This window comes from Pseudomonas sp. 57B-090624, assembly GCF_003234055.1.
Classification (GTDB): domain Bacteria; phylum Pseudomonadota; class Gammaproteobacteria; order Pseudomonadales; family Pseudomonadaceae; genus Metapseudomonas; species Metapseudomonas tohonis.
In genome coordinates this window covers 21,149-37,738 of record NZ_QKRU01000016.1, presented here as the reverse complement: position 1 = coordinate 37,738, position 16,590 = coordinate 21,149, and the positions used below count along the sequence as shown (strand labels likewise).

18 protein-coding genes and 1 pseudogene are annotated in these 16,590 nt (G+C 67.4%); 11 read left to right on the top strand and 8 right to left on the bottom strand.

Features of this window, described 5'->3' with window-relative positions; genetic code table 11:
• Positions 1 to 11 precede the first annotated feature (11 nt).
• Together DMX10_RS10110 and upp are read right to left on the bottom strand one after the other, a co-directional pair.
• Positions 12 to 1,289 (bottom strand): uracil-xanthine permease family protein, encoded by a 1,278-nt coding sequence (locus DMX10_RS10110; protein ID WP_111260969.1) that lies wholly within the window; start codon positions 1,287 to 1,289, stop codon positions 12 to 14.
• A gap of 3 nt (positions 1,290 to 1,292) precedes the next feature.
• On the bottom strand, positions 1,293 to 1,931 hold the full coding sequence (upp, locus tag DMX10_RS10105; RefSeq protein WP_111260968.1) for a uracil phosphoribosyltransferase: 639 nt from the start codon (positions 1,929 to 1,931) through the stop codon (positions 1,293 to 1,295).
• A 269-nt stretch (positions 1,932 to 2,200) separates the two neighbouring features.
• On the opposite strand from upp, the gene DMX10_RS10100 reads away from it, so the two are divergent.
• Both DMX10_RS10100 and DMX10_RS10095 read left to right on the top strand, forming a co-directional pair.
• Positions 2,201 to 2,758, top strand: a complete 558-nt coding sequence (locus tag DMX10_RS10100) for a hypoxanthine-guanine phosphoribosyltransferase (protein WP_021222255.1) — start codon at positions 2,201 to 2,203, stop codon at positions 2,756 to 2,758.
• Positions 2,759 to 2,762: 4 nt separating this feature from the next.
• On the top strand, positions 2,763 to 3,233 hold the full coding sequence (locus tag DMX10_RS10095; protein ID WP_111260967.1) for a WbuC family cupin fold metalloprotein: 471 nt from the start codon (positions 2,763 to 2,765) through the stop codon (positions 3,231 to 3,233).
• Here DMX10_RS10095 and dauA read toward each other — a convergent pair.
• Entirely contained in the window at positions 3,221 to 4,945 is a 1,725-nt protein-coding gene (gene dauA / locus DMX10_RS10090; protein ID WP_111260966.1) for a C4-dicarboxylic acid transporter DauA, read from the bottom strand. The two genes, DMX10_RS10095 and dauA, sit on opposite strands and share 13 nt — an antisense overlap.
• Positions 4,946 to 5,074: 129 nt before the next feature.
• Here dauA and DMX10_RS10085 point away from each other — a divergent pair, with 129 nt between their 5' ends.
• From DMX10_RS10085 to DMX10_RS10075, 3 genes are all read left to right on the top strand, one after another.
• On the top strand, positions 5,075 to 5,596 hold the full coding sequence (locus DMX10_RS10085; RefSeq protein ID WP_111260965.1) for a hypothetical protein: 522 nt from the start codon (positions 5,075 to 5,077) through the stop codon (positions 5,594 to 5,596).
• A gap of 63 nt (positions 5,597 to 5,659) precedes the next feature.
• On the top strand, positions 5,660 to 5,947 hold the full coding sequence (locus DMX10_RS10080; protein ID WP_111260964.1) for a PA4642 family protein: 288 nt from the start codon (positions 5,660 to 5,662) through the stop codon (positions 5,945 to 5,947).
• A gap of 100 nt (positions 5,948 to 6,047) precedes the next feature.
• Positions 6,048 to 7,355, top strand: a complete 1,308-nt coding sequence (locus DMX10_RS10075) for a WD40 repeat domain-containing protein (RefSeq protein ID WP_111260963.1) — start codon at positions 6,048 to 6,050, stop codon at positions 7,353 to 7,355.
• A gap of 137 nt (positions 7,356 to 7,492) precedes the next feature.
• On the opposite strand, the gene mqo is transcribed toward DMX10_RS10075, so the two are convergent.
• Positions 7,493 to 9,016, bottom strand: coding sequence for a malate dehydrogenase (quinone) (mqo, locus tag DMX10_RS10070; protein ID WP_111260962.1), 1,524 nt, complete (start codon positions 9,014 to 9,016; stop codon positions 7,493 to 7,495).
• Between the two features lie 341 nt (positions 9,017 to 9,357).
• Positions 9,358 to 9,594 (bottom strand): hypothetical protein, encoded by a 237-nt coding sequence (locus DMX10_RS10065; protein WP_309296188.1) that lies wholly within the window; start codon positions 9,592 to 9,594, stop codon positions 9,358 to 9,360.
• Between the two features lie 170 nt (positions 9,595 to 9,764).
• Here DMX10_RS10065 and DMX10_RS10060 point away from each other — a divergent pair, with 170 nt between their 5' ends.
• Both DMX10_RS10060 and DMX10_RS10055 read left to right on the top strand, forming a co-directional pair.
• Positions 9,765 to 10,349, top strand: a complete 585-nt coding sequence (locus DMX10_RS10060) for a YajG family lipoprotein (RefSeq protein WP_111260961.1) — start codon at positions 9,765 to 9,767, stop codon at positions 10,347 to 10,349.
• A 179-nt stretch (positions 10,350 to 10,528) separates the two neighbouring features.
• Entirely contained in the window at positions 10,529 to 10,816 is a 288-nt protein-coding gene (locus tag DMX10_RS10055; protein ID WP_111260960.1) for a hypothetical protein, read from the top strand.
• A gap of 75 nt (positions 10,817 to 10,891) precedes the next feature.
• On the opposite strand, the gene DMX10_RS10050 is transcribed toward DMX10_RS10055, so the two are convergent.
• Positions 10,892 to 12,055, bottom strand: coding sequence for a 1-acyl-sn-glycerol-3-phosphate acyltransferase (locus DMX10_RS10050; protein WP_111260959.1), 1,164 nt, complete (start codon positions 12,053 to 12,055; stop codon positions 10,892 to 10,894).
• Between the two features lie 104 nt (positions 12,056 to 12,159).
• Here DMX10_RS10050 and DMX10_RS10045 point away from each other — a divergent pair, with 104 nt between their 5' ends.
• The 3 genes from DMX10_RS10045 to DMX10_RS10035 are packed head-to-tail and all read left to right on the top strand — an operon-like array spanning position 12,160 to position 13,239.
• The gene (locus DMX10_RS10045; RefSeq protein WP_021222266.1) at positions 12,160 to 12,342 is read left to right on the top strand and encodes a CPXCG motif-containing cysteine-rich protein; all 183 of its coding nucleotides are present in this window, start codon (positions 12,160 to 12,162) and stop codon (positions 12,340 to 12,342) included.
• Positions 12,342 to 12,602 (top strand): putative signal transducing protein, encoded by a 261-nt coding sequence (locus tag DMX10_RS10040; RefSeq protein ID WP_021222267.1) that lies wholly within the window; start codon positions 12,342 to 12,344, stop codon positions 12,600 to 12,602. The genes DMX10_RS10045 and DMX10_RS10040 overlap by 1 nt, the downstream gene beginning before the upstream one ends.
• A gap of 22 nt (positions 12,603 to 12,624) precedes the next feature.
• The gene (locus DMX10_RS10035) at positions 12,625 to 13,239 is read left to right on the top strand and encodes an SOS response-associated peptidase (RefSeq protein WP_111260958.1); all 615 of its coding nucleotides are present in this window, start codon (positions 12,625 to 12,627) and stop codon (positions 13,237 to 13,239) included.
• 201 nt (positions 13,240 to 13,440) lie between these two features.
• Here the strand turns inward: DMX10_RS10035 and DMX10_RS33575 are convergent, their stop codons facing one another.
• Together DMX10_RS33575 and DMX10_RS33570 are read right to left on the bottom strand one after the other, a co-directional pair.
• A complete protein-coding gene (locus tag DMX10_RS33575) occupies positions 13,441 to 14,283 on the bottom strand; it encodes a methyl-accepting chemotaxis protein (protein ID WP_371877108.1) in 843 nt (280 codons plus the stop codon).
• A 15-nt stretch (positions 14,284 to 14,298) separates the two neighbouring features.
• Positions 14,299 to 14,499, bottom strand: a pseudogene (locus tag DMX10_RS33570) (HAMP domain-containing protein); the annotation flags it as partial.
• Between the two features lie 1,250 nt (positions 14,500 to 15,749).
• On the opposite strand from DMX10_RS33570, the gene DMX10_RS10025 reads away from it, so the two are divergent.
• Positions 15,750 to 16,565 carry a M48 family metallopeptidase gene (locus tag DMX10_RS10025; protein ID WP_111260956.1) on the top strand — a complete coding sequence of 272 codons (816 nt, stop codon included), beginning with the start codon at positions 15,750 to 15,752 and terminating at the stop codon, positions 16,563 to 16,565.
• Positions 16,566 to 16,590: the final 25 nt, after the last annotated feature.

Genomic DNA, 16,590 nt, shown 5'->3' with positions numbered 1-16,590 from the left:
TGGAGCGGGACTCAGATGTCCGGCGCGTCGTCCGCCGCCTTGTGCTTCCAGGCGTCGTGGCCGGGAAGGATCAGGTTGAGGGCGATGGCGACGATGGCGCAGAGGGCGATGCCCTTGAGGCCGAAGTCGTCCGGGCCGGTGCCGGTGCCGATCAGCACGCCGCCGATACCGAATACCAGGGTCACCGAGACGATCACCAGGTTGCGCGCCTCGGCCAGGTCGACCTTGTGGCGGATCATGGTGTTCATGCCCACGGCGGCGATGGAGCCGAACAGCAGGCAGAGGATGCCGCCCATGACCGGTACCGGGATGCTCTGCAGGATGGCGCCGAACTTGCCGATGAAGGCCAGGCCGATGGCGAACACCGCTGCCCAGGTCATGATCTTGGGGTTGTAGTTCTTGGTCAGCATCACCGCGCCGGTGACTTCGGCATAGGTGGTGTTCGGCGGGCCGCCGAACAGGCCGGCGGCCGAGGTGGCCAGGCCGTCGCCCAGCAGGGTGCGATGCAGGCCAGGGGTCTTCAGGTAGTTCTTGCCGGTGACGCTGCCCACCGCGATCACGCCGCCGATGTGCTCGATGGCCGGGGCCAGGGCCACGGGGACGATGAACAGGATGGCCTGCCAGTTGAACTCGGGGGCGGTGAAGGCCGGCAGTTCCAGCCAGGGCGCGGCGAGGATCCTGGCGGTGTCGACCACGCCGAACCAGAACGACAGGGCGAAGCCCACCAGCACGCCGGAGATGATCGGCACCAGGCGGAAGATGCCCTTGCCGAACACAGCAACCACCAGGGTGGTCAGCAGCGCGGGCATGGAGATCCACATGGCGGTGGCGTAGGGGATCAGCTCGGTGCCGTCGCCGGCCTTGCCCATGGCCATGTTGGCGGCGATGGGGGCCATGGCCAGGCCGATGGAGATGATCACCGGGCCGATCACCACCGGGGGCAGCAGGCGGTCGATGAAGCCGGTGCCCTTGATCTTCACCGCCAGGCCCAGGAAGGTGTAGACGAAGCCCGCCGCCACCACGCCGCCCATGGTCGCCGCCAGGCCGAACTGGCCCTTGGCGAGGATGATGGGGGTGATGAAGGCAAAGCTCGATGCCAGGAACACCGGCACCTGGCGCCCGGTCACCAGTTGGAACAGCAGGGTGCCGACACCGGCGGTGAACAGCGCCACGTTCGGGTCCAGGCCGGTGATCAGCGGCATCAGCACCAGGGCGCCGAAGGCCACGAAGAGCATCTGCGCGCCGGACAGCACCTGGCGCCAGAGCGGATCGTTGTAGTCATCGCTCATCGATCAGGTGTCCTTCTGCTTGGTGCCGAAGATCTTGTCACCGGCATCGCCCAGGCCCGGGATGATGTAGCCGTGTTCGTTGAGCTTTTCGTCGATCGAGGCGGCGAAGATCATCACGTCCGGGTGGGCGTCGTTGACCACCTTGATGCCTTCGGGCGCCGCCACCAGCACCATGGCGCGGATCTCCTTGCAGCCGGCGCGCTTGAGCAGCTCGATGGTGGCGACCATGGAGCCGCCGGTGGCCAGCATCGGGTCGATGATCAGCGCCAGGCGCTCATCGATCTCGGGGGCCAGCTTCTCCAGGTAGGTGTGCGCCTCGAGCGTCTCCTCGTTGCGGGCCACGCCCACGGCGCTGACCTTGGCGCCGGGGACCAGGCTGAGCACGCCGTCGAGCATGCCGATGCCGGCGCGCAGGATGGGCACCACGGTGATCTTCTTGCCGGCGATCTTCTCCACCTGCACCGGGCCCGCCCAGCCCTGGATCTCGTAGTTTTCCAGGGGCAGGTCGTTGGTCGCTTCATAGGTGAGCAGGGCGCCCACTTCCTGAGCCAGTTCGCGGAAGTTCTTCGTGCTGATGTCGGCGCGGCGCATCAGGCCGATTTTGTGGCGGATCAGCGGGTGGCGGATCTCTCGGATAGGCATGGGGTGTTACTCCGGCGGGCTGGCAAAAAAATTGCGTTAGATTAAAGCATTGCCCGTGCCATGTCGTGACTGACTGGCGGGTCGCACGACGTTCGGGGCGGCACATCAGCAGGCTCCCGGCGCTGCGACAAACTATCCTCCGACACTCGTCCGGCGGGGCTTGCTCCGGGACAGGCGGATGAGTACCTTTGCCGACTTTTATCTTGACGCCCCGATCAACTTCCCTCGGGAAGACAGGGCCAACGCCGCTCAAAAACAGAGGAAAAGCCATGCCCGCCGATCTCGCCCACATCCGCCAGGTAATGGCCGAAGCCGACTGCCTGTACACCGATGCCCAGGTCGAAGCCGCCATCGACCAGATCGCCGGCGCCATCAATGGCGAGCTGGCCGAGCGCAACCCCGTGGTCTTCTGCGTGATGAACGGCGGCCTGATCTTCGCCGGCAAGCTGCTGCCGAAGCTGGATTTCCCGCTGGAGCTGTCCTACCTGCACGCCACCCGCTACCGCAACGAAACCAGCGGCGGCGAGCTGTTCTGGAAGGCCAAGCCGGAGATCTCCTTCATCGACCGTGACGTGCTGATCATCGACGACATCCTCGACGAAGGGCACACCCTCGCCGCCATCATCGACTTCTGCAAGCACGCCGGCGCCGCCCACGTGCACACCGCCGTGCTGATCGACAAGACCCACGACCGCAAGGCCCGCCCGGACCTGAAGGCCGACTACGTGGGCCTGCCCTGCGTGGACCGCTACATCTTCGGCTACGGCATGGACTACAAGGGCTACTGGCGCAACGCCGCCGGCATCTTCGCCGTCAAGGGACTCTGAGCCCGTGGCCGCGCGCTTCCTCGACCAGTCGCTGTTCACCCAACTGGCCGCAGGGGCCGCAGCCAGCCCGCGCCAGCGGCTGCACCACAACTTCCACGAGATGGAAGAGCCCTGCCACCGCATGGCGGTGGGGCTGCAGCCCGGCACCTACCTCGCGCCCCATCGCCATCTCTCTGCCGACAAGGCCGAGACCCTGTTGGTCCTGCAGGGCCGCCTGGGCCTGCTGCTGTTCGCCGAAGACGGCGAGCTGGAGGCGACCCGTGAACTGGTCGCCGGGGGCGAATGCGTCGGTGTCGATCTCCCGCCCGGGCAGTACCACGCCCTGGTGGTGCTGGCGGCCGACAGCCTGCTCTTCGAATGCAAGGCCGGCCCCTATCGCGCGCTCGTCGAGGCTGAGTACGCGCCCTGGGCGCCACGCGAAGGCGAGCCCGCCGCCCTCGACTACCTGGCCTGGATGCGCGCTCAGTTCGACTGAGGCTCCAGCCAGCGCAGGGCCTTGGCGCGCGCCTGCTCCAGGTCGCGCACATAGGCCAGGCGCCCTTCCTCGCGGAGGATGCCGGCGCGGCGCAGCTTCAGCCGCACCCGCGTGGTGGTGCCCACCAGGACCAGGCCGATCCCCTGCCTGCGGTAGTCACCCAACAGGTTCTCGATGGCCGCCAGGGCGGTCATGTCCAGCAGCGGCACCGCGCTGATCTCGACGATCACCACCTTCACCTGCGGGTTGAGCCGGCGCAGCACGCTCAATGCCTTCTCCGCCACGCCGAAGAACAGCGGGCCGCGGATCACGTAGGGCATCACCTGTTCCGGCAGGCCGTCCAGCGCCTGGTGGAAGCGCGGCGGCAGCGGCAGGGCATCGGTCAGGTCGCTCATGCGCTTGATGAACAGGGCGGCGGCCAGCAACAGGCCGACGCCCACCGCCAGCACCATGTCGAAGAGCACCGTCAGTACCAGGCAGGTGAGCAGCACCAGCACGTCGTTGCGCGGGGCGATGCGCAGCGTGTGGGCGACGTGGCGCGCCTCGCTCATGTTCCACGCCACCATCAGCAGCAACGCCGCCAGGGCGGCCATCGGCAGGTAGCTGAACAGCGGCGCGAGCAGCAGCATGGCCAGCAGCACCACGCCGGCGTGGATCACCGACGCGATGGGCGATACGGCGCCGGCGCGCACGTTGGCGGCGCTGCGGGCGATGGCGGCGGTGGCGGTGATGCCGCCGAACAGCGGGGCGACCAGGTTGCCCAGGCCCTGGCCCAGCAGCTCGGCGTTGGGGTCGTGGCGGGTGCCGGCCATGCCGTCTGAAACCACGGCGCAGAGCAGCGATTCGATGGCGCCGAGCATGGCGATGGCGAAGGCCGGTGCGAGCAGCTGGCGCACCAGTTCGAAGGACAGCACCAGCGGCGCGCCGCTGGCCCCTGGCAGTTGCCAGGGCCAGGCGAAGCTCGGCAGGAATGGCGGGATGCCCGGGTGCACCACGCCGTCCAGTTCGTAGGTGAAGCGTTCGCCCAGGGTGGCCACCGGCAGGCCCATGCCTTCGAGGGCGAGGCCCAGCAGGGCGCCGACCGCCAGGGCTACCAGGTGCCCCGGCACCTTGGGCACCAGGCGCGGCCACAGCAGCAGGACGCCGAGGCAGGCCAGGGCCACCAGTGCATCGCCAAGGTGCGCACCGGGCAGCGCCCGGGCCAGCAGGCCGATCTGCTCGACGTAGTTCTGCGGTGGGTGCGCCAGTTGCAGGCCCAGCAGGTCCTTGACCTGCAGGGTGGCGATGACGATGCCGATGCCGGCGGTGAAGCCCAGGGTCACCGGGTAGGGGATGAACTGGATCAACCGGCCGAAGCGCGCCAGGCCCATGGCGATGAGGATCATCCCGGCCATCATGGTGCACAGCAGCAGGCCGCCGAGGCCGAACTGCTGGGTGATCGGCAGGAGGATGACCACAAAGGCGGCGGTGGGGCCGGAGACGTTGAAGCGCGAGCCGCCGGTGAGGGCGATCAGCGGGGCGGCCACCAGCACCGTGTAGAGGCCGTGCTGCGGGGCGACCCCAACGGCGATGGCCAGGGCCATGGCCAGCGGGATGGCGACTATGCCCACCGTCAGCCCGGCACCCAGGTCGTTGCGCAGGGATCTCCAGGAATAACCGCTGCGCAGGCTCTGGCGCAGGGCGGCGAACAAGGGCGGCAGGGGTAGTGACATGGCGGGCTCCTCGGCGGAAGGCACCGAGTATAAGGGCTGCACGGCGCCAGGCACCTTGACCTGAGTCCAATGACCAAGGGCCAGGAGCCCGTGCTAGAGTGCTGCGCTCGTTCGTACCGGGAGTTGCCGATGTCTCGCCGTAGCCGTTTCGCCGCCGTCCTCCTGCTCGCCGCCAGCCTGCCCCTGGCTGCCGCCCCGGGCGAGGCACCCAAGGGCACAGCCACGCCATTGCACGCCGAGTTCCTGCCGCCGGACGAGCAGGGCCTGCGCCAGGAACAGCCCGAACAGGTGTTGCTGCTGAAGGTGGCCAGCTACCGCGTCACCCTGGGCAACCAGCGCCAGTCCAACCAGCAGCCGATCCCGATCACCACGCCGATGCTGATCCAGCTGCGTGCCACGCCCGTAGGCAAGGCGGTCGGCAAGGGCTCGGAGGCGGTCGATGTGCAGATCGATTTCGAGGTCGACGGCAAGAGCCTGAAGAAGGCGACCTACGACGAGGCCGCCCGCAAGCTGACGCTGCACTATCCACAGTCCCAGTACCGCGCGGTGCTCGATCTGCTGCGCAACGGCGCGGTGTTCTGCCAGTTCGCCGCCTACCCCAATGGCCATGTCTGGGCCGACCTGCACCAGGGGCCCGTACGCCTGCGTTGAGCCGCGTCGGCCTGCGGGGGTAAACTTCGGGCCCCGTGTGTTCCGGCCAGAGAGTAGTGAGCGATGCGCAAAGACAAGAAGCAGGTGATCGGCGAAGAAATCACCGAGGACTCGATCAAGCTGTTCCTCGAGGTGGAGCCGGCCGATGACACGCCGCCGTCCCTGCACAAGCTGGTCAAGGCCTACCGTGGCCTGCGCATCGACGACTTCGAGCGTTTCCTGCAGTTCTTCCTCGAGGCCGGCTACGACCTCGCTGCAAAGGACGCCCAGGGCAACGACTTCATCGCCCTGATCAAGGACCAGCGCCTGGCCGAGCCCTACATCGAGGCGGTACAGGCCGCCCGGGGCTGATCCGGCACGAACCCATCCACAGGAACCCGCCTTCGAGCGGGTTTCTGCTTTTCTGGGCCTGGCGAAAACAGTGACCCAGCGCACGCACGAGGAGGTGCACATGAGCAAGGAAGACGCATCGCAACGCTGGCAGCGGCAGACCATCGCCTATGCCCGCGCGATCAACGCCTATGTCGAGAAAGGCCTGCGCGAGGGCTGGGACAACGTGGGCGACGAACCCAGTTCCGCCGGGCGCGAGAAGCTGGTCCCGGCGCTGCTGGAGGCGCTGCGCGAGGCCAACCGCAACGGCCGGCTGGACGGGCTGCAGGCGACCTGGCCGCCGGCCCATGCGCCACTGCACGAGGTGCTCGACGAGAAGGGCCAGGCGATCCCCCTGCTGGCGCTGCTCGATGATGGCTCCATCGTCGCGCGCATCGGCGCCACCTGGGAGCCGGGGCGGGTGGTGCGCATCGTCGGTGATCGGGTCGAGGAGGTGCCTGGCCTGGCGTTCTTCGGTGCCTGCCCCAACCGCCGTTTCTACGCGCTGGCGCGGGAGACGGGTGTGGAGGTGCATGACGGCTGGGACGGCCCGGTCGTGCTGCGCTGCCCCTGGCCGCGAGGTGATGAGGACGCGCCCGAGGGCGTGGCGCTGGAAGCCTTTGCCGAGACGCCGCGCCCCACGCGCCTGCAGCCCTTCCCGGACGGCCGCCGGGTGCTGCTGGTGAGCGGCTCCGGCATCTTCGTGCTGGAGCCGGAAGGCGCGCGCCGCCTGTACCCGGACAACGCATCGCTCAGGGAATACGCCGAGAGCACCGACTACGAGCCGCCGTATTCCACCGGCCTGAGCATGGAGCACGGCGCGGTATCGGCGGACGGACGCTGGATCGCGGTGGGCGCCCAGGACGGACGTCATCACCTGTTCGATGCCGACCTGCAGCCCGTCGCGGCCATCGGCCCCCATGGCGAGTACCCGCACTTCGCGCTGTTCAGCGGTGATGGCCGCAGCGTCGCCTTCAACGCCTGTCACTTCTACAACGGCGGCACCATCGCCGTGGACCTGGCCCGGGCGCCGGGCCTGGATTCGGACCACTACGAGGAGGTGGACGGGGTGACGCTGGTGGAGGCGGGCGCGCGGGTCTACGCCGGCGCCTCCCAGGGTGACCGATTCATCCTTGGCGACGCCTACGGCTACCTGCGCTGCGTCGATGCGGCGGGTAACCCCGTCTGGCAGCACTTCCTCGGCTCGACCCTCTGCGCCATCGACCTGTCCGCCGATGGCCGCACCCTGGTGGCCTCCAGCTACGCCGGGATCATCGCCATCATCGACCTGGACGCCGGCCGCCCCGAATGGCAGATCGGCACCGGCGAACACCACGAGCGCCGGCGCTGGCTGTTCTGGAAGGGCGAGGAAACACCGTTGGCCTGGTGAGTGGCGTTGTGGGGGCGAATTCATTCGCGATCAGGGTGCCCGGACCTTCGCGGTTGAAACCGCTCCCATATGGCCTGGAGGCTCAGCCCAGAACGAAAAAACCGCCCCGAGGGGCGGTTCTTTCATGGCGCTGAAGCTCAGCCCGCAGTGGCGGCGCTGGCTTCGGCCGGCTTGGCGGTCGCGATACCCAGGCGGGCGTCCGACTCCTGGCTGACACGGTGGTAGAGCTCGGCGTCGACTTCCAGCTCCTTCTCCCGGGCGGGGAAGATTTCCTTCAGCTTGGCGCTCCACTCGGCCGAGCGGGCCTGCTCGGCGAAGCAGCGTTCGATCAGGTTGAGCATGATCGAGACGGTCACCGAGGCACCCGGCGATGCGCCGAGCAGGGCGGCGATGCTGCCGTCCTCGGCGGCCACCAGCTCGGTGCCGAACTGCAGGATGCCGCCTTTCTTGGCGTCCTTCTTGATGATCTGCACGCGCTGGCCGGCCACTTCCAGGCGCCAGTCGGCCGGATCGAGCTCCGGGTAGAACTTGCGCAGGGCATCGAGGCGCTGTTCCTGGGACTGCATCACTTCCTTGATCAGGTAGCGGGTCAGGTCCATGTTGTCGCGCGCCACGGCCAGCATCGGGCCGAGGTTGCTCGGGCGGACCGACAGCGGCAGGTCGAGGAAGGAGCCGTGCTTGAGGAACTTGGTGGTGAAGCCGGCGTAGGGTCCGAACAGCAGGGACTTCTTGCCGTCGACCACGCGGGTGTCCAGGTGCGGCACGGACATCGGCGGGGCACCCACTTCGGCCTGGCTGTAGACCTTGGCCTGGTGGTGCTTGACCACCTCGGGGTTGTCGCAGCGCAGCCACTGGCCGCTCACCGGGAAGCCGCCGAAGCCCTTGCCTTCCGGGATGCCCGACAGCTGCAGCAGCGGCAGCGCGCCGCCGCCGGCGCCGAGGAACACGAAGCGCGCGGAGACTTCACGGCTGGCGCCGCTCTGGGTGTTCTTGATGCTGACCTTCCAGCCCTCGTCGGTGCGCTTGAGGTCGGTGACCTTCTGGAAGTAGCTGACGCGGGTATCCGCCTGGGTGGCGAGGTACTGCAGCAGCTGGTTGGTCAGGGCGCCGAAGTTGACGTCGGTGCCATTGGCCGCGCGGGTGGCGGCGACCGCTTCGTCCGCAGGGCGGCCGGGCATCATCAGCGGCATCCATTCGGCCAGGGTGGCTCGGTCTTCCGAGTACTCCATGTGGGCGAAGGCGTGGTGCTTGGTGATGGCCTCGAAGCGCGTCTTGAGGAAGGGGATGTCCTTGCCGCGCACGAAGGACAGGTGCGGCACGGCGTTGATGAAGTCACGCGGCGAACCGAAGCCTGGCTTGCCGCTCAGGTAGGACCAGAACTGCTTGGAGACTTCGAACTGGGTATTGATGAGGACCGCTTTCTTGATGTCGATGGAGCCATCGGCGGCCTGGGGGGTGTAGTTCAGCTCGCACAGGCCGGCATGGCCGGTGCCCGCGTTGTTCCAGGGGTTGGAGCTCTCGATGGCACCGGATTCGCGGAGTTCCGCGATTTCCAGTTTGATGCCCGGATCGAGTTCCTTCAGCAGGACCGCCAGTGTGGCGCTCATGATGCCGGCCCCGACCAGCAACACGTCCACTGCTTGGTAATCGTCTTGCGCCATTTGCTCGCCACTCTCTCGTGAAGTAGTGAAAAACCGTCATCTCACGCTCTTTTGGAGACGTGAACCTCAAAAGAATCGCCTACCGGGGGCAGGCCGCTTCCATCAGCGCGGAGTTGCGCTGCGTCCATGCAAAAGAATTGCACTTCGGGCGGAAGGTGCGGCAGGCCAGCAATGGCAGCGCGAAAGTGGACGGCTCTCTGTGGGGCTGTGCGGGTGCCGAGCGAGTGCATCGGCCGGTGTTGCGAGGCCCGATCAGGAGACGACCTTATAATCGGGGGGCGATTGTAGCGAAGAAATCGTGGGAAATGAGCGTTTGTACGTGACTTTTATTCATCCATCGGTCAGGCCGCCAACGCTCGCGCTCCGCGCGCCTGCCGGACGACCCGCTTGAGCGGGGCGGCGGCCGGAAGGGGCTGGCCGATCCAGGACAGGCGAGGCTCGCGGACCTCGACCCAGTTGCCACGGGCGGGGGCTTCGGCGCTCTGGTGGAAGCCACGGCAGGCGCCCTTGTCGTCGAGCAGGGCGAAGCAGCGGATCTTGGGGCGGGGGGCGAACAGGGACCAGAGCAACATCATCATGGCTTTCTCCTTGGTTACGCCGCTTTATCCCACCCCCGCGTGACAGGGGCATTACAGGAACCCGGCAAGCTTCCCGGCGGTCTCAATCCAGGCCACTGGCAGCGCTCTGTCAGTAGGCGTGCCGGCTGGTTATACTCCCGGCCTTCCGCGTCCAACCTGGAGAAACAAGCATGCTGAATCGCGCGTTGCTCGGCCTGCTGGCCGGCCTCAGCCTGACCCTGGTCGGCTGTGCCCTCAGCCCGCAACAACTCAGCCCGCAACCCAAGCTCACCGGCCCGCTGACCCCCGTCGGCCAAGGCCAGCCGGTGGTGGTTCGTGTCGCCGATGGCCGTTCCTCGCCCATCCTCGGCACCCGTGGTGGCCTCTATGCGGACACCAGCAACATCACCGTGCAGGGCCAGGACATCCTGCCGCGCCTGCAGACCGAGGCCGAAGCCGCCGTGCGCCTGCTGGGCTTCACGCCGTCGCCCAACGCCTTCAACGCCCCGCAGCTGACCCTGACCCTGGCCGACCTGAAATACCAGTCGCCCAAGGAAGGTGTCTACGTGACCAAGGCCGACATCAGCGCCACCTTCCGCGTCGACGTGCAGAACGCCAGCCGTCGCTACAGCGGCCGCTACAGCGCCTCGCTGGCCCAGCAGTTCGGCACCGCGCCGAACCAGGAAACCAACACCAAGCTGGTTTCCGGCGTGCTCAGCGATGCCCTGACCCGCGCCTTCAAGGACCCGACCATCGGGCAGATGCTGGCGCAGTAAGGCGCTTCCCGTTGTGAAGGAGCCCGGCCCTCGCGCCGGGCTTTTTCTTGCCCGCGCGATTCGTCGGAAACGCAGCAGGGAGGCGGGGTGCTCGGGTAGACTCGCCGCCGAATCCGGATGGCCCGCTCCCCGCGCGGCCGTATTTCCACCTCGCAGGCCGCGCCTGCTCGGAGTTGAAGATGTCCCTGCAGGACCTCTGGTCTGCCTACCTCGTCCATCCCCACCAGGTGGTCAACGCCCTGGCGCTGTTCTTCGCCCTGGTCGGTGCGTGGCTGCTGGTTGCCACCCGCCTGCGCGAACAGCGTGTCGCCGGCCGCCTGGCTGCCGACAGCGAACTGGAGGACGTGGCGCAGCCAACGCTGATGCCGGACGAGTCCACCCTGCGGCTCAACCGCTTCTTCTACGCCTTCGGCTATTTCAGCCTGGCGGTGGCACTGGGCGTTTCCTGGGCCAGCACCCAGCTCTGAGGCCAAAGCGGGCAATGCCCCGATGCACATGAAAACGGCGACCCTGGGGTCGCTGTTTTGCATGGCGCGGAACGATCAGAGCGGCAGGCCGGCCTTGATGCGGTACTGGTTGCGCACGGGCGTCGCGTACTGCAGTACCAGCCAGGGGCGCTGTTCCTCGGGGCAGGCATCGAGGCGCTTCTGCCATTCGGCACGGGCGCGGGCGATCTCGTCGCTGCCGAACAGGCTTTCCAGTTTCGGCACCGCCAGCGCCGGGTCGCGCTCGCTCCACAAGGCATAGGCCAGGTAGTGCACGGGGAACAGGCGGTAGCCGCCGAGGATGCGGCGATCCATCTCCGCGGCCAGCAGCTTGGCGTCGCCGATGTCCTCGCGGATCTCGTCGTTGAAGGCGATGTGTACCCGGCCTTTGTAGCCGGTGATGCCCAGGGCGATGCTGGTGTCGTCCTCGCCCGGTGCCTTCTCGTAGCTGCCGGTGGTGGCGCGGATGTAGAGCTCGCGAGCCTTGGCCAGGTCGCAGGGGTCGTATTCGTAGCTGATCGACACCGGCACCACGTGCAGGTCGTGGATCACCGCCGCGAAGGGCTCGTCCTTGCGGCTCATGTGGAACATCTTGAGGATCGCCGAGTCGGTGCGGTCGTCGCCGTCCTTCGCGCGGCCCTCGGCCTGGGCGATCCAGATCGACTGGCCGTCCACGCGGATCGAATGATTGATGTAGGCGGACAGCAGCTGGAAGGCCGCCAGCTTCTCGCGCCGGCCCGCCAGGTTGCGGTGCACGATGAAGCTCTTGTTCAGGCGCATGAGGTCGCTGACGAAGGGCTTCTGCAGCAGGTTGTCACCGATGGCGATGCGCGGCGTGGGCACCCCGGCGTGGTACACGGCGTAGTTGACGAAGGCCGGGTCCATGACGATGTCGCGGTGGTTGGCGACGAACAGGTAGGGGCTGCCCGGTGTGAGCTTGTCCACGCCCGAGTAGGTCACGCCGTCGGTGGCGCGCTCGATGGTGCGGTCGACATAGGGTTCGATCTTGTCCTGCAGCGCGGTGACCGAGGCGATGCCACGGAACTCGCGGCGCAGGCGATGAGCTATAACAGGCTTGAGCAGCCAGCCGAGCGGGCCTGCCAGGCGGGGGAAACGAAAACGGGTGAGGGCGCCGAGAAAGGCCGGGTCGGCGGACAGGCGCGCGAGCACCTCGGCCACCTCGGCATCGTCGTAGGGTCGGATGGCTTCGAATTCGCCCATCGTGTTCTCTTGTTGTGCTGCGGCTGGAGATAAGGGTGGAGCCCCGAATCACGGGGCCTGAAATAGACCGGCGATTATACAGCCAAGTCACACGGGAGTTTCGCATGCTGGAAACCCAGGCCTATGAATGCCCCTATTGCGGCGAACCGGTGGAAGCGCTGCTCGACCTTTCCGCGGGCGACCAGCAGTACATCGAGGATTGCCCGGTGTGCTGCCGGCCCATCGTCTTCGCGCTGGCCACCGACGGCGAGGACTGGAGCCTGGACGTACGCCGGGAGGACGACTGATGCAGCGCATCTACGAGCCGGGTGATCTGATCGAGGCGCAGCTGTTGCTGGGCATGCTCGCCAGCGAAGGCGTCGAGGCCCACCTGGCGGGCGGGCACCTGCTGGGCGGTATCGGCGAACTGCCGCTGATGGGGCTGCTGGGCCTGCTGGTAGAGGACGAGGACGCCGAGCGGGCACGGCTGCTGATCGCCGCGTACAATGCCGCGCAACCCGTGCCGGGCGACGAGCCCGACAGCTACCCCGGCACCCTGCTGTGCTGAACCTGCCCGAGTCCCTCGCCCCATGTCCGGACGCTTCGCCCTGTTCCGCTGGTCGCCCGCTTTCGCCGCGCTGCCCGGCTTCCCTGCCGAGCAGCAGCCGCACTGGAACCTGGCGCCCGGCGCGCGGGTGCTGATGCTGCGCGAGCAGGCCGGCGAGCGCCGCCTGGACCTGGCCCGCTGGGGCCTGACCCCGGCCTGGCTCACCGATCTTTCGAAGACCCCCGCCCACGCCCGCGCCGAAACCCTGGTCGAGCAGCCGATGTTCCGCGATGCCTTCCGCCAGCGCCGTTGCCTGATCCCGGCCAACGGCTTTTATGAATGGCGTGGCGTGCGCAAGCGGCCGTACTGGGTCAGCGGCGAGACCTCGCTGCTGCATTTTGCCGCGCTCTGGGAGCCCTTTCCGGTGGGTGATGCCGAGTACCTGAGCCTGGCGATGATCACCCGCCCCGCCGCCGACCTGCGCCGCCCGCTGGTGCTGGACGAGGCCGGCCAGCAGGCCTGGCTGGCCGCCGATACGGCCCCCGGCGACCTGCGCGCGCTGCTCACCGCCGCCTCGCCAGCCCTGCGCGAACGGGCGCTGGCCACCCTGGTCAACGACCCCAAGCTGGATGGTCCGGAGTGCCTGACACCAGCGTGATCGGATCTTCCCGGGCTGAAGCCCGGGCTACAGGGCGTGCCTTGCTGGAGCGAATTCATTCGCGAATGAACGGCACGGACCCGGAGGGCTGCTCAACGGAGTCATGCGGGACAGGCGAATGGAAGGGGGCGACTGAAGTCGCCCCTACAATCCATTCTCCCTGCGTCATCCCCGCGGGCGCGGGGCCCCGACCGAGTAGATCTACACCCTGAACTGATTGATCAGCCGGCGCTGCTGCTCGGCCAGCTTGGTCAGCTCGGCGCTGGCCTGGGAGGCCTCGTCGGCGCCGCCGGCCACTTCGTTGGCCACCTGGCCGATGTTGGTGACGTTGCGGTTGATGTCCTCGGCCACCGCGCTCTGTTCCTCGGCGGCGCTGGCGATCTGGGTGTTCATGTCGTTGATCACCGATACAGCCTGGGTGATGGATTCCAGCGCATGGGCCGCCTCGCTGGCGGACTGCACGCTGGTGTCGGTCTTGTCCTGGCTGTCCTGCATCACCTTGACCACGTCCCGCGTGCCCTGCTGCAGCTGCTGGATCATGGTCTGGATCTCTTCGGTGGCCTGCTGGGTCTTCTGCGCCAGGTTGCGCACCTCGTCCGCCACCACGGCGAAGCCGCGGCCCTGCTCGCCGGCGCGGGCGGCCTCGATCGCGGCATTCAGAGCCAGCAGGTTGGTCTGCTCGGCGATGCCACGGATGGCGACCAGGATGGCGTTGATGTTCTCGCTGTCCTTGGCCAGGTTCTGCACCACGCCCACGGCGCGGCTGATCTCGCCGGCCAGGGCGGTGATGGCCTCGGTGGTGCTCTGCACGATGCGCTTGCCGTGGTTGGCGGCCTGGTCGGCATGGCTGGCGGCCTCGGCGGCGAGCGTGGCGTTGCGCGCCACGTCCTGTGCGGTGGCGGTCATCTCGTGGACGGCGGTGGCCACCAGCTCGATCTCCGCCAGCTGTTTCTGCACGCCCTGGTTGGTGCGGATGGCGATGTCGGCGGTGTGCTCCGAGGAGTCGCTGACCTTCTGCACCGAGCTCACCACCTGGCTGATCATGGTCTGCAGCTTGGCCAGGAAGGTGTTGAAGCCGCTGGCGATGGAGCCCAGTTCGTCGGCGCGATCGGAGTGCAGGCGGCGGGTGAGGTCGCCTTCGCCCTGGGCGATATCGTCGAGCATGGTCACCATCTGCCGCAGCGGGCTGGCGATGCCGAAGCCGACGAACCAGATCACCACCAGGCCGAGGGCGGCGATCAGCAGGCCCACCACCGTCATGCCGAAGATGTCCTCGTCTCGCTGGGCGGAAAGATCCGCTTCCAGTTTGTGCAGGTCCGCCATGACGGTTTCCAGCGGCATGTTCAGGCTCAGCGTCCAACTGGCATCGGTGCCCGCTACTTTGAAGGGGACCAGCAACAGGATGCGGCCACTGTCGCGATCGACGCGATAGACGGGCTGGTCGCCCTGCAGGGACTTGAGGCTCTCCGCCACTGCGCTGCCCAGCACCCGGTCGGCCGGCTCGCTGTTCTTGCTGGCATCGGCGGTGTAGGCCACCAGGCGCCTGTTGCTGGAGAGCAGGGCCATCTCGCCGACGCCGCCGTAGAGTTTCTGGTTGGCGCTGGTGAGCAGTTGCTGGATGAAGTCGAGGGAAAGGTCGGCGCCGGCGATGCCGCGGAACTGGCCTTTGACCATGATCGGCGCGTTGAAGGAGGCCAGCATGACCATCTTCCCGCCCATCTCGTAGGGGGCCGGGTCGACGACGCAGGGGCGCTTGGTGTCGCGCGGGCACAGGTAGTATTCGCCCTCGCGTACGCCGGTGGGCAACACCTTGGTGCTTTCCAGGGTGTCCCCCATGGGCTCCATCACCAGCTTGCCGGTGGCGTCGCGGTACCACCAGGGCATGAAGCGGCCGCCCTCGTTCTGCCCGGGCTGGCCGATGGAAGCGGCGTCATCGCCGAAGGCACTGGGCTCCCAGCCGATATAGGCGTCCAGCAGCTTGGGGTTGTTGGCGAGGATGTGCTGCAGCAGGTTGATCATCTCCTTGCGGCTGCTTTCCATCGCCACGGCACCGCTCTCGTCGGTCTCGCCGGCCAGGGCGTTGGTCTGCGCCAGGCTGCTGGCCACGGTCATCGGGTAGGCCAGTTCGCGCTGGATGTCCGCGACCTGGGAGGCGGCCAGGCTCAGCAGGCGTTCGCTGATGATCTGTTCCAGCAGTGACTGGGTGCGTGTCTGTACCAGCTCCTGGGTCCGTGCACCGGCGAACAGCGCATAGAGCACGAGGGCCACAACCACGGCGAGCACGCTGGCGCCGGCCAGCGTCGCGACCGAAAACTGGATCGATCTGAATTTCATGGGAACTCCCGGAGTCTCAGGTACAGCCTGTGTCCATGGCATATCGGCCGACAGTCGCCGAAGCATGAGCCTGCTTCACAAGAAAAGAACGCAAGTCGCTGGATGGCAAGGGATGCGGTTGCTCCGGGTCGTGGCGCGGGCATAGAGTACGGCGCAGTTTTCAAAGGAGAGTCACAGTGGCGAAGTCTCACATCATCGGCAGCCTTGCACTGCCCCTGCTGCTGGCGGGATGCCAGGCGGTCAATACCACCAGCGGCGGTGCGGTCGGCGTCGAGCGCAAGCAGTACATGTTCAGCATGCTGTCCGAGCAGCAGGTCAACCAGATGTACGCGCAGTCCTACCAGCAGACCCTGTCCGAGGCCTCGCAGCAGGGCGTGCTGGACAAGGACAGCGCGGACGCCAAGCGCGTCTCGGCCATCGCCAAGCGACTGATCGCCCAGACCACGGTGTTCCGTCCCGATGCCGGCAGCTGGGCCTGGGAAGCCAACGTGATCGACAGCGAGGAGCTCAACGCCAACTGCGGCCCGGGCGGCAAGATCATCGTCTACAGCGGCCTGATCGATCAGCTCAAGCTCACCGACGACGAGCTGGCGGCGGTGATGGGCCACGAAATCGCCCACGCCCTGCGCGAGCACGGCCGCGAGGCGATGTCCAAGGCCTATGGCGTGCAGATGGCCACCCAGCTCGGCTCCCTGCTGGGCGCCGGCGACCAGAGCCTGCAGATGGCCAACCAGGGCGTCGAGTACCTGATGACGCTGCCCAACAGCCGTGGCAACGAGAACGAGGCGGACCTGATCGGCCTCGAACTGTCCGCCCGTGCCGGCTACAACCCCAACGCCGCCATCACCCTGTGGCAGAAGATGAGCAAGGCCAGCGAAGGCGCACCGCCGGAGTTCATGAGCACCCACCCGTCTTCCAGCTCGCGCATCGCCTCCCTCCAGGCGTCCATTCCCAAGGTCATGCCGTTCTACCAGCAAGCCAGGGGCAAGTGACGCTGGCGGCCCTGCAGAGGCCGTC

Bases quoted from the DNA above. Each gene is read 5' to 3' on its own strand.
- DMX10_RS10110 (WP_111260969.1), bottom strand. From the start codon at position 1,289: ATGAGCGATGACTACAACGATCCGCTCTGGCGCCAGGTGCTGTCCGGC.
- upp (WP_111260968.1), bottom strand. From the start codon at position 1,931: ATGCCTATCCGAGAGATCCGCCACCCGCTGATCCGCCACAAAATCGGC.
- DMX10_RS10100 (WP_021222255.1), top strand. From the start codon at position 2,201: ATGCCCGCCGATCTCGCCCACATCCGCCAGGTAATGGCCGAAGCCGAC.
- dauA (WP_111260966.1), bottom strand. From the start codon at position 4,945: ATGTCACTACCCCTGCCGCCCTTGTTCGCCGCCCTGCGCCAGAGCCTG.
- DMX10_RS10085 (WP_111260965.1), top strand. From the start codon at position 5,075: ATGTCTCGCCGTAGCCGTTTCGCCGCCGTCCTCCTGCTCGCCGCCAGC.
- DMX10_RS10080 (WP_111260964.1), top strand. From the start codon at position 5,660: ATGCGCAAAGACAAGAAGCAGGTGATCGGCGAAGAAATCACCGAGGAC.
- DMX10_RS10075 (WP_111260963.1), top strand. From the start codon at position 6,048: ATGAGCAAGGAAGACGCATCGCAACGCTGGCAGCGGCAGACCATCGCC.
- mqo (WP_111260962.1), bottom strand. From the start codon at position 9,016: ATGGCGCAAGACGATTACCAAGCAGTGGACGTGTTGCTGGTCGGGGCC.
- DMX10_RS10065 (WP_309296188.1), bottom strand. From the start codon at position 9,594: ATGATGATGTTGCTCTGGTCCCTGTTCGCCCCCCGCCCCAAGATCCGC.
- DMX10_RS10060 (WP_111260961.1), top strand. From the start codon at position 9,765: ATGCTGAATCGCGCGTTGCTCGGCCTGCTGGCCGGCCTCAGCCTGACC.
- DMX10_RS10055 (WP_111260960.1), top strand. From the start codon at position 10,529: ATGTCCCTGCAGGACCTCTGGTCTGCCTACCTCGTCCATCCCCACCAG.
- DMX10_RS10050 (WP_111260959.1), bottom strand. From the start codon at position 12,055: ATGGGCGAATTCGAAGCCATCCGACCCTACGACGATGCCGAGGTGGCC.
- DMX10_RS10045 (WP_021222266.1), top strand. From the start codon at position 12,160: ATGCTGGAAACCCAGGCCTATGAATGCCCCTATTGCGGCGAACCGGTG.
- DMX10_RS10040 (WP_021222267.1), top strand. From the start codon at position 12,342: ATGCAGCGCATCTACGAGCCGGGTGATCTGATCGAGGCGCAGCTGTTG.
- DMX10_RS10035 (WP_111260958.1), top strand. From the start codon at position 12,625: ATGTCCGGACGCTTCGCCCTGTTCCGCTGGTCGCCCGCTTTCGCCGCG.
- DMX10_RS33575 (WP_371877108.1), bottom strand. From the start codon at position 14,283: ATGATCAGCCAGGTGGTGAGCTCGGTGCAGAAGGTCAGCGACTCCTCG.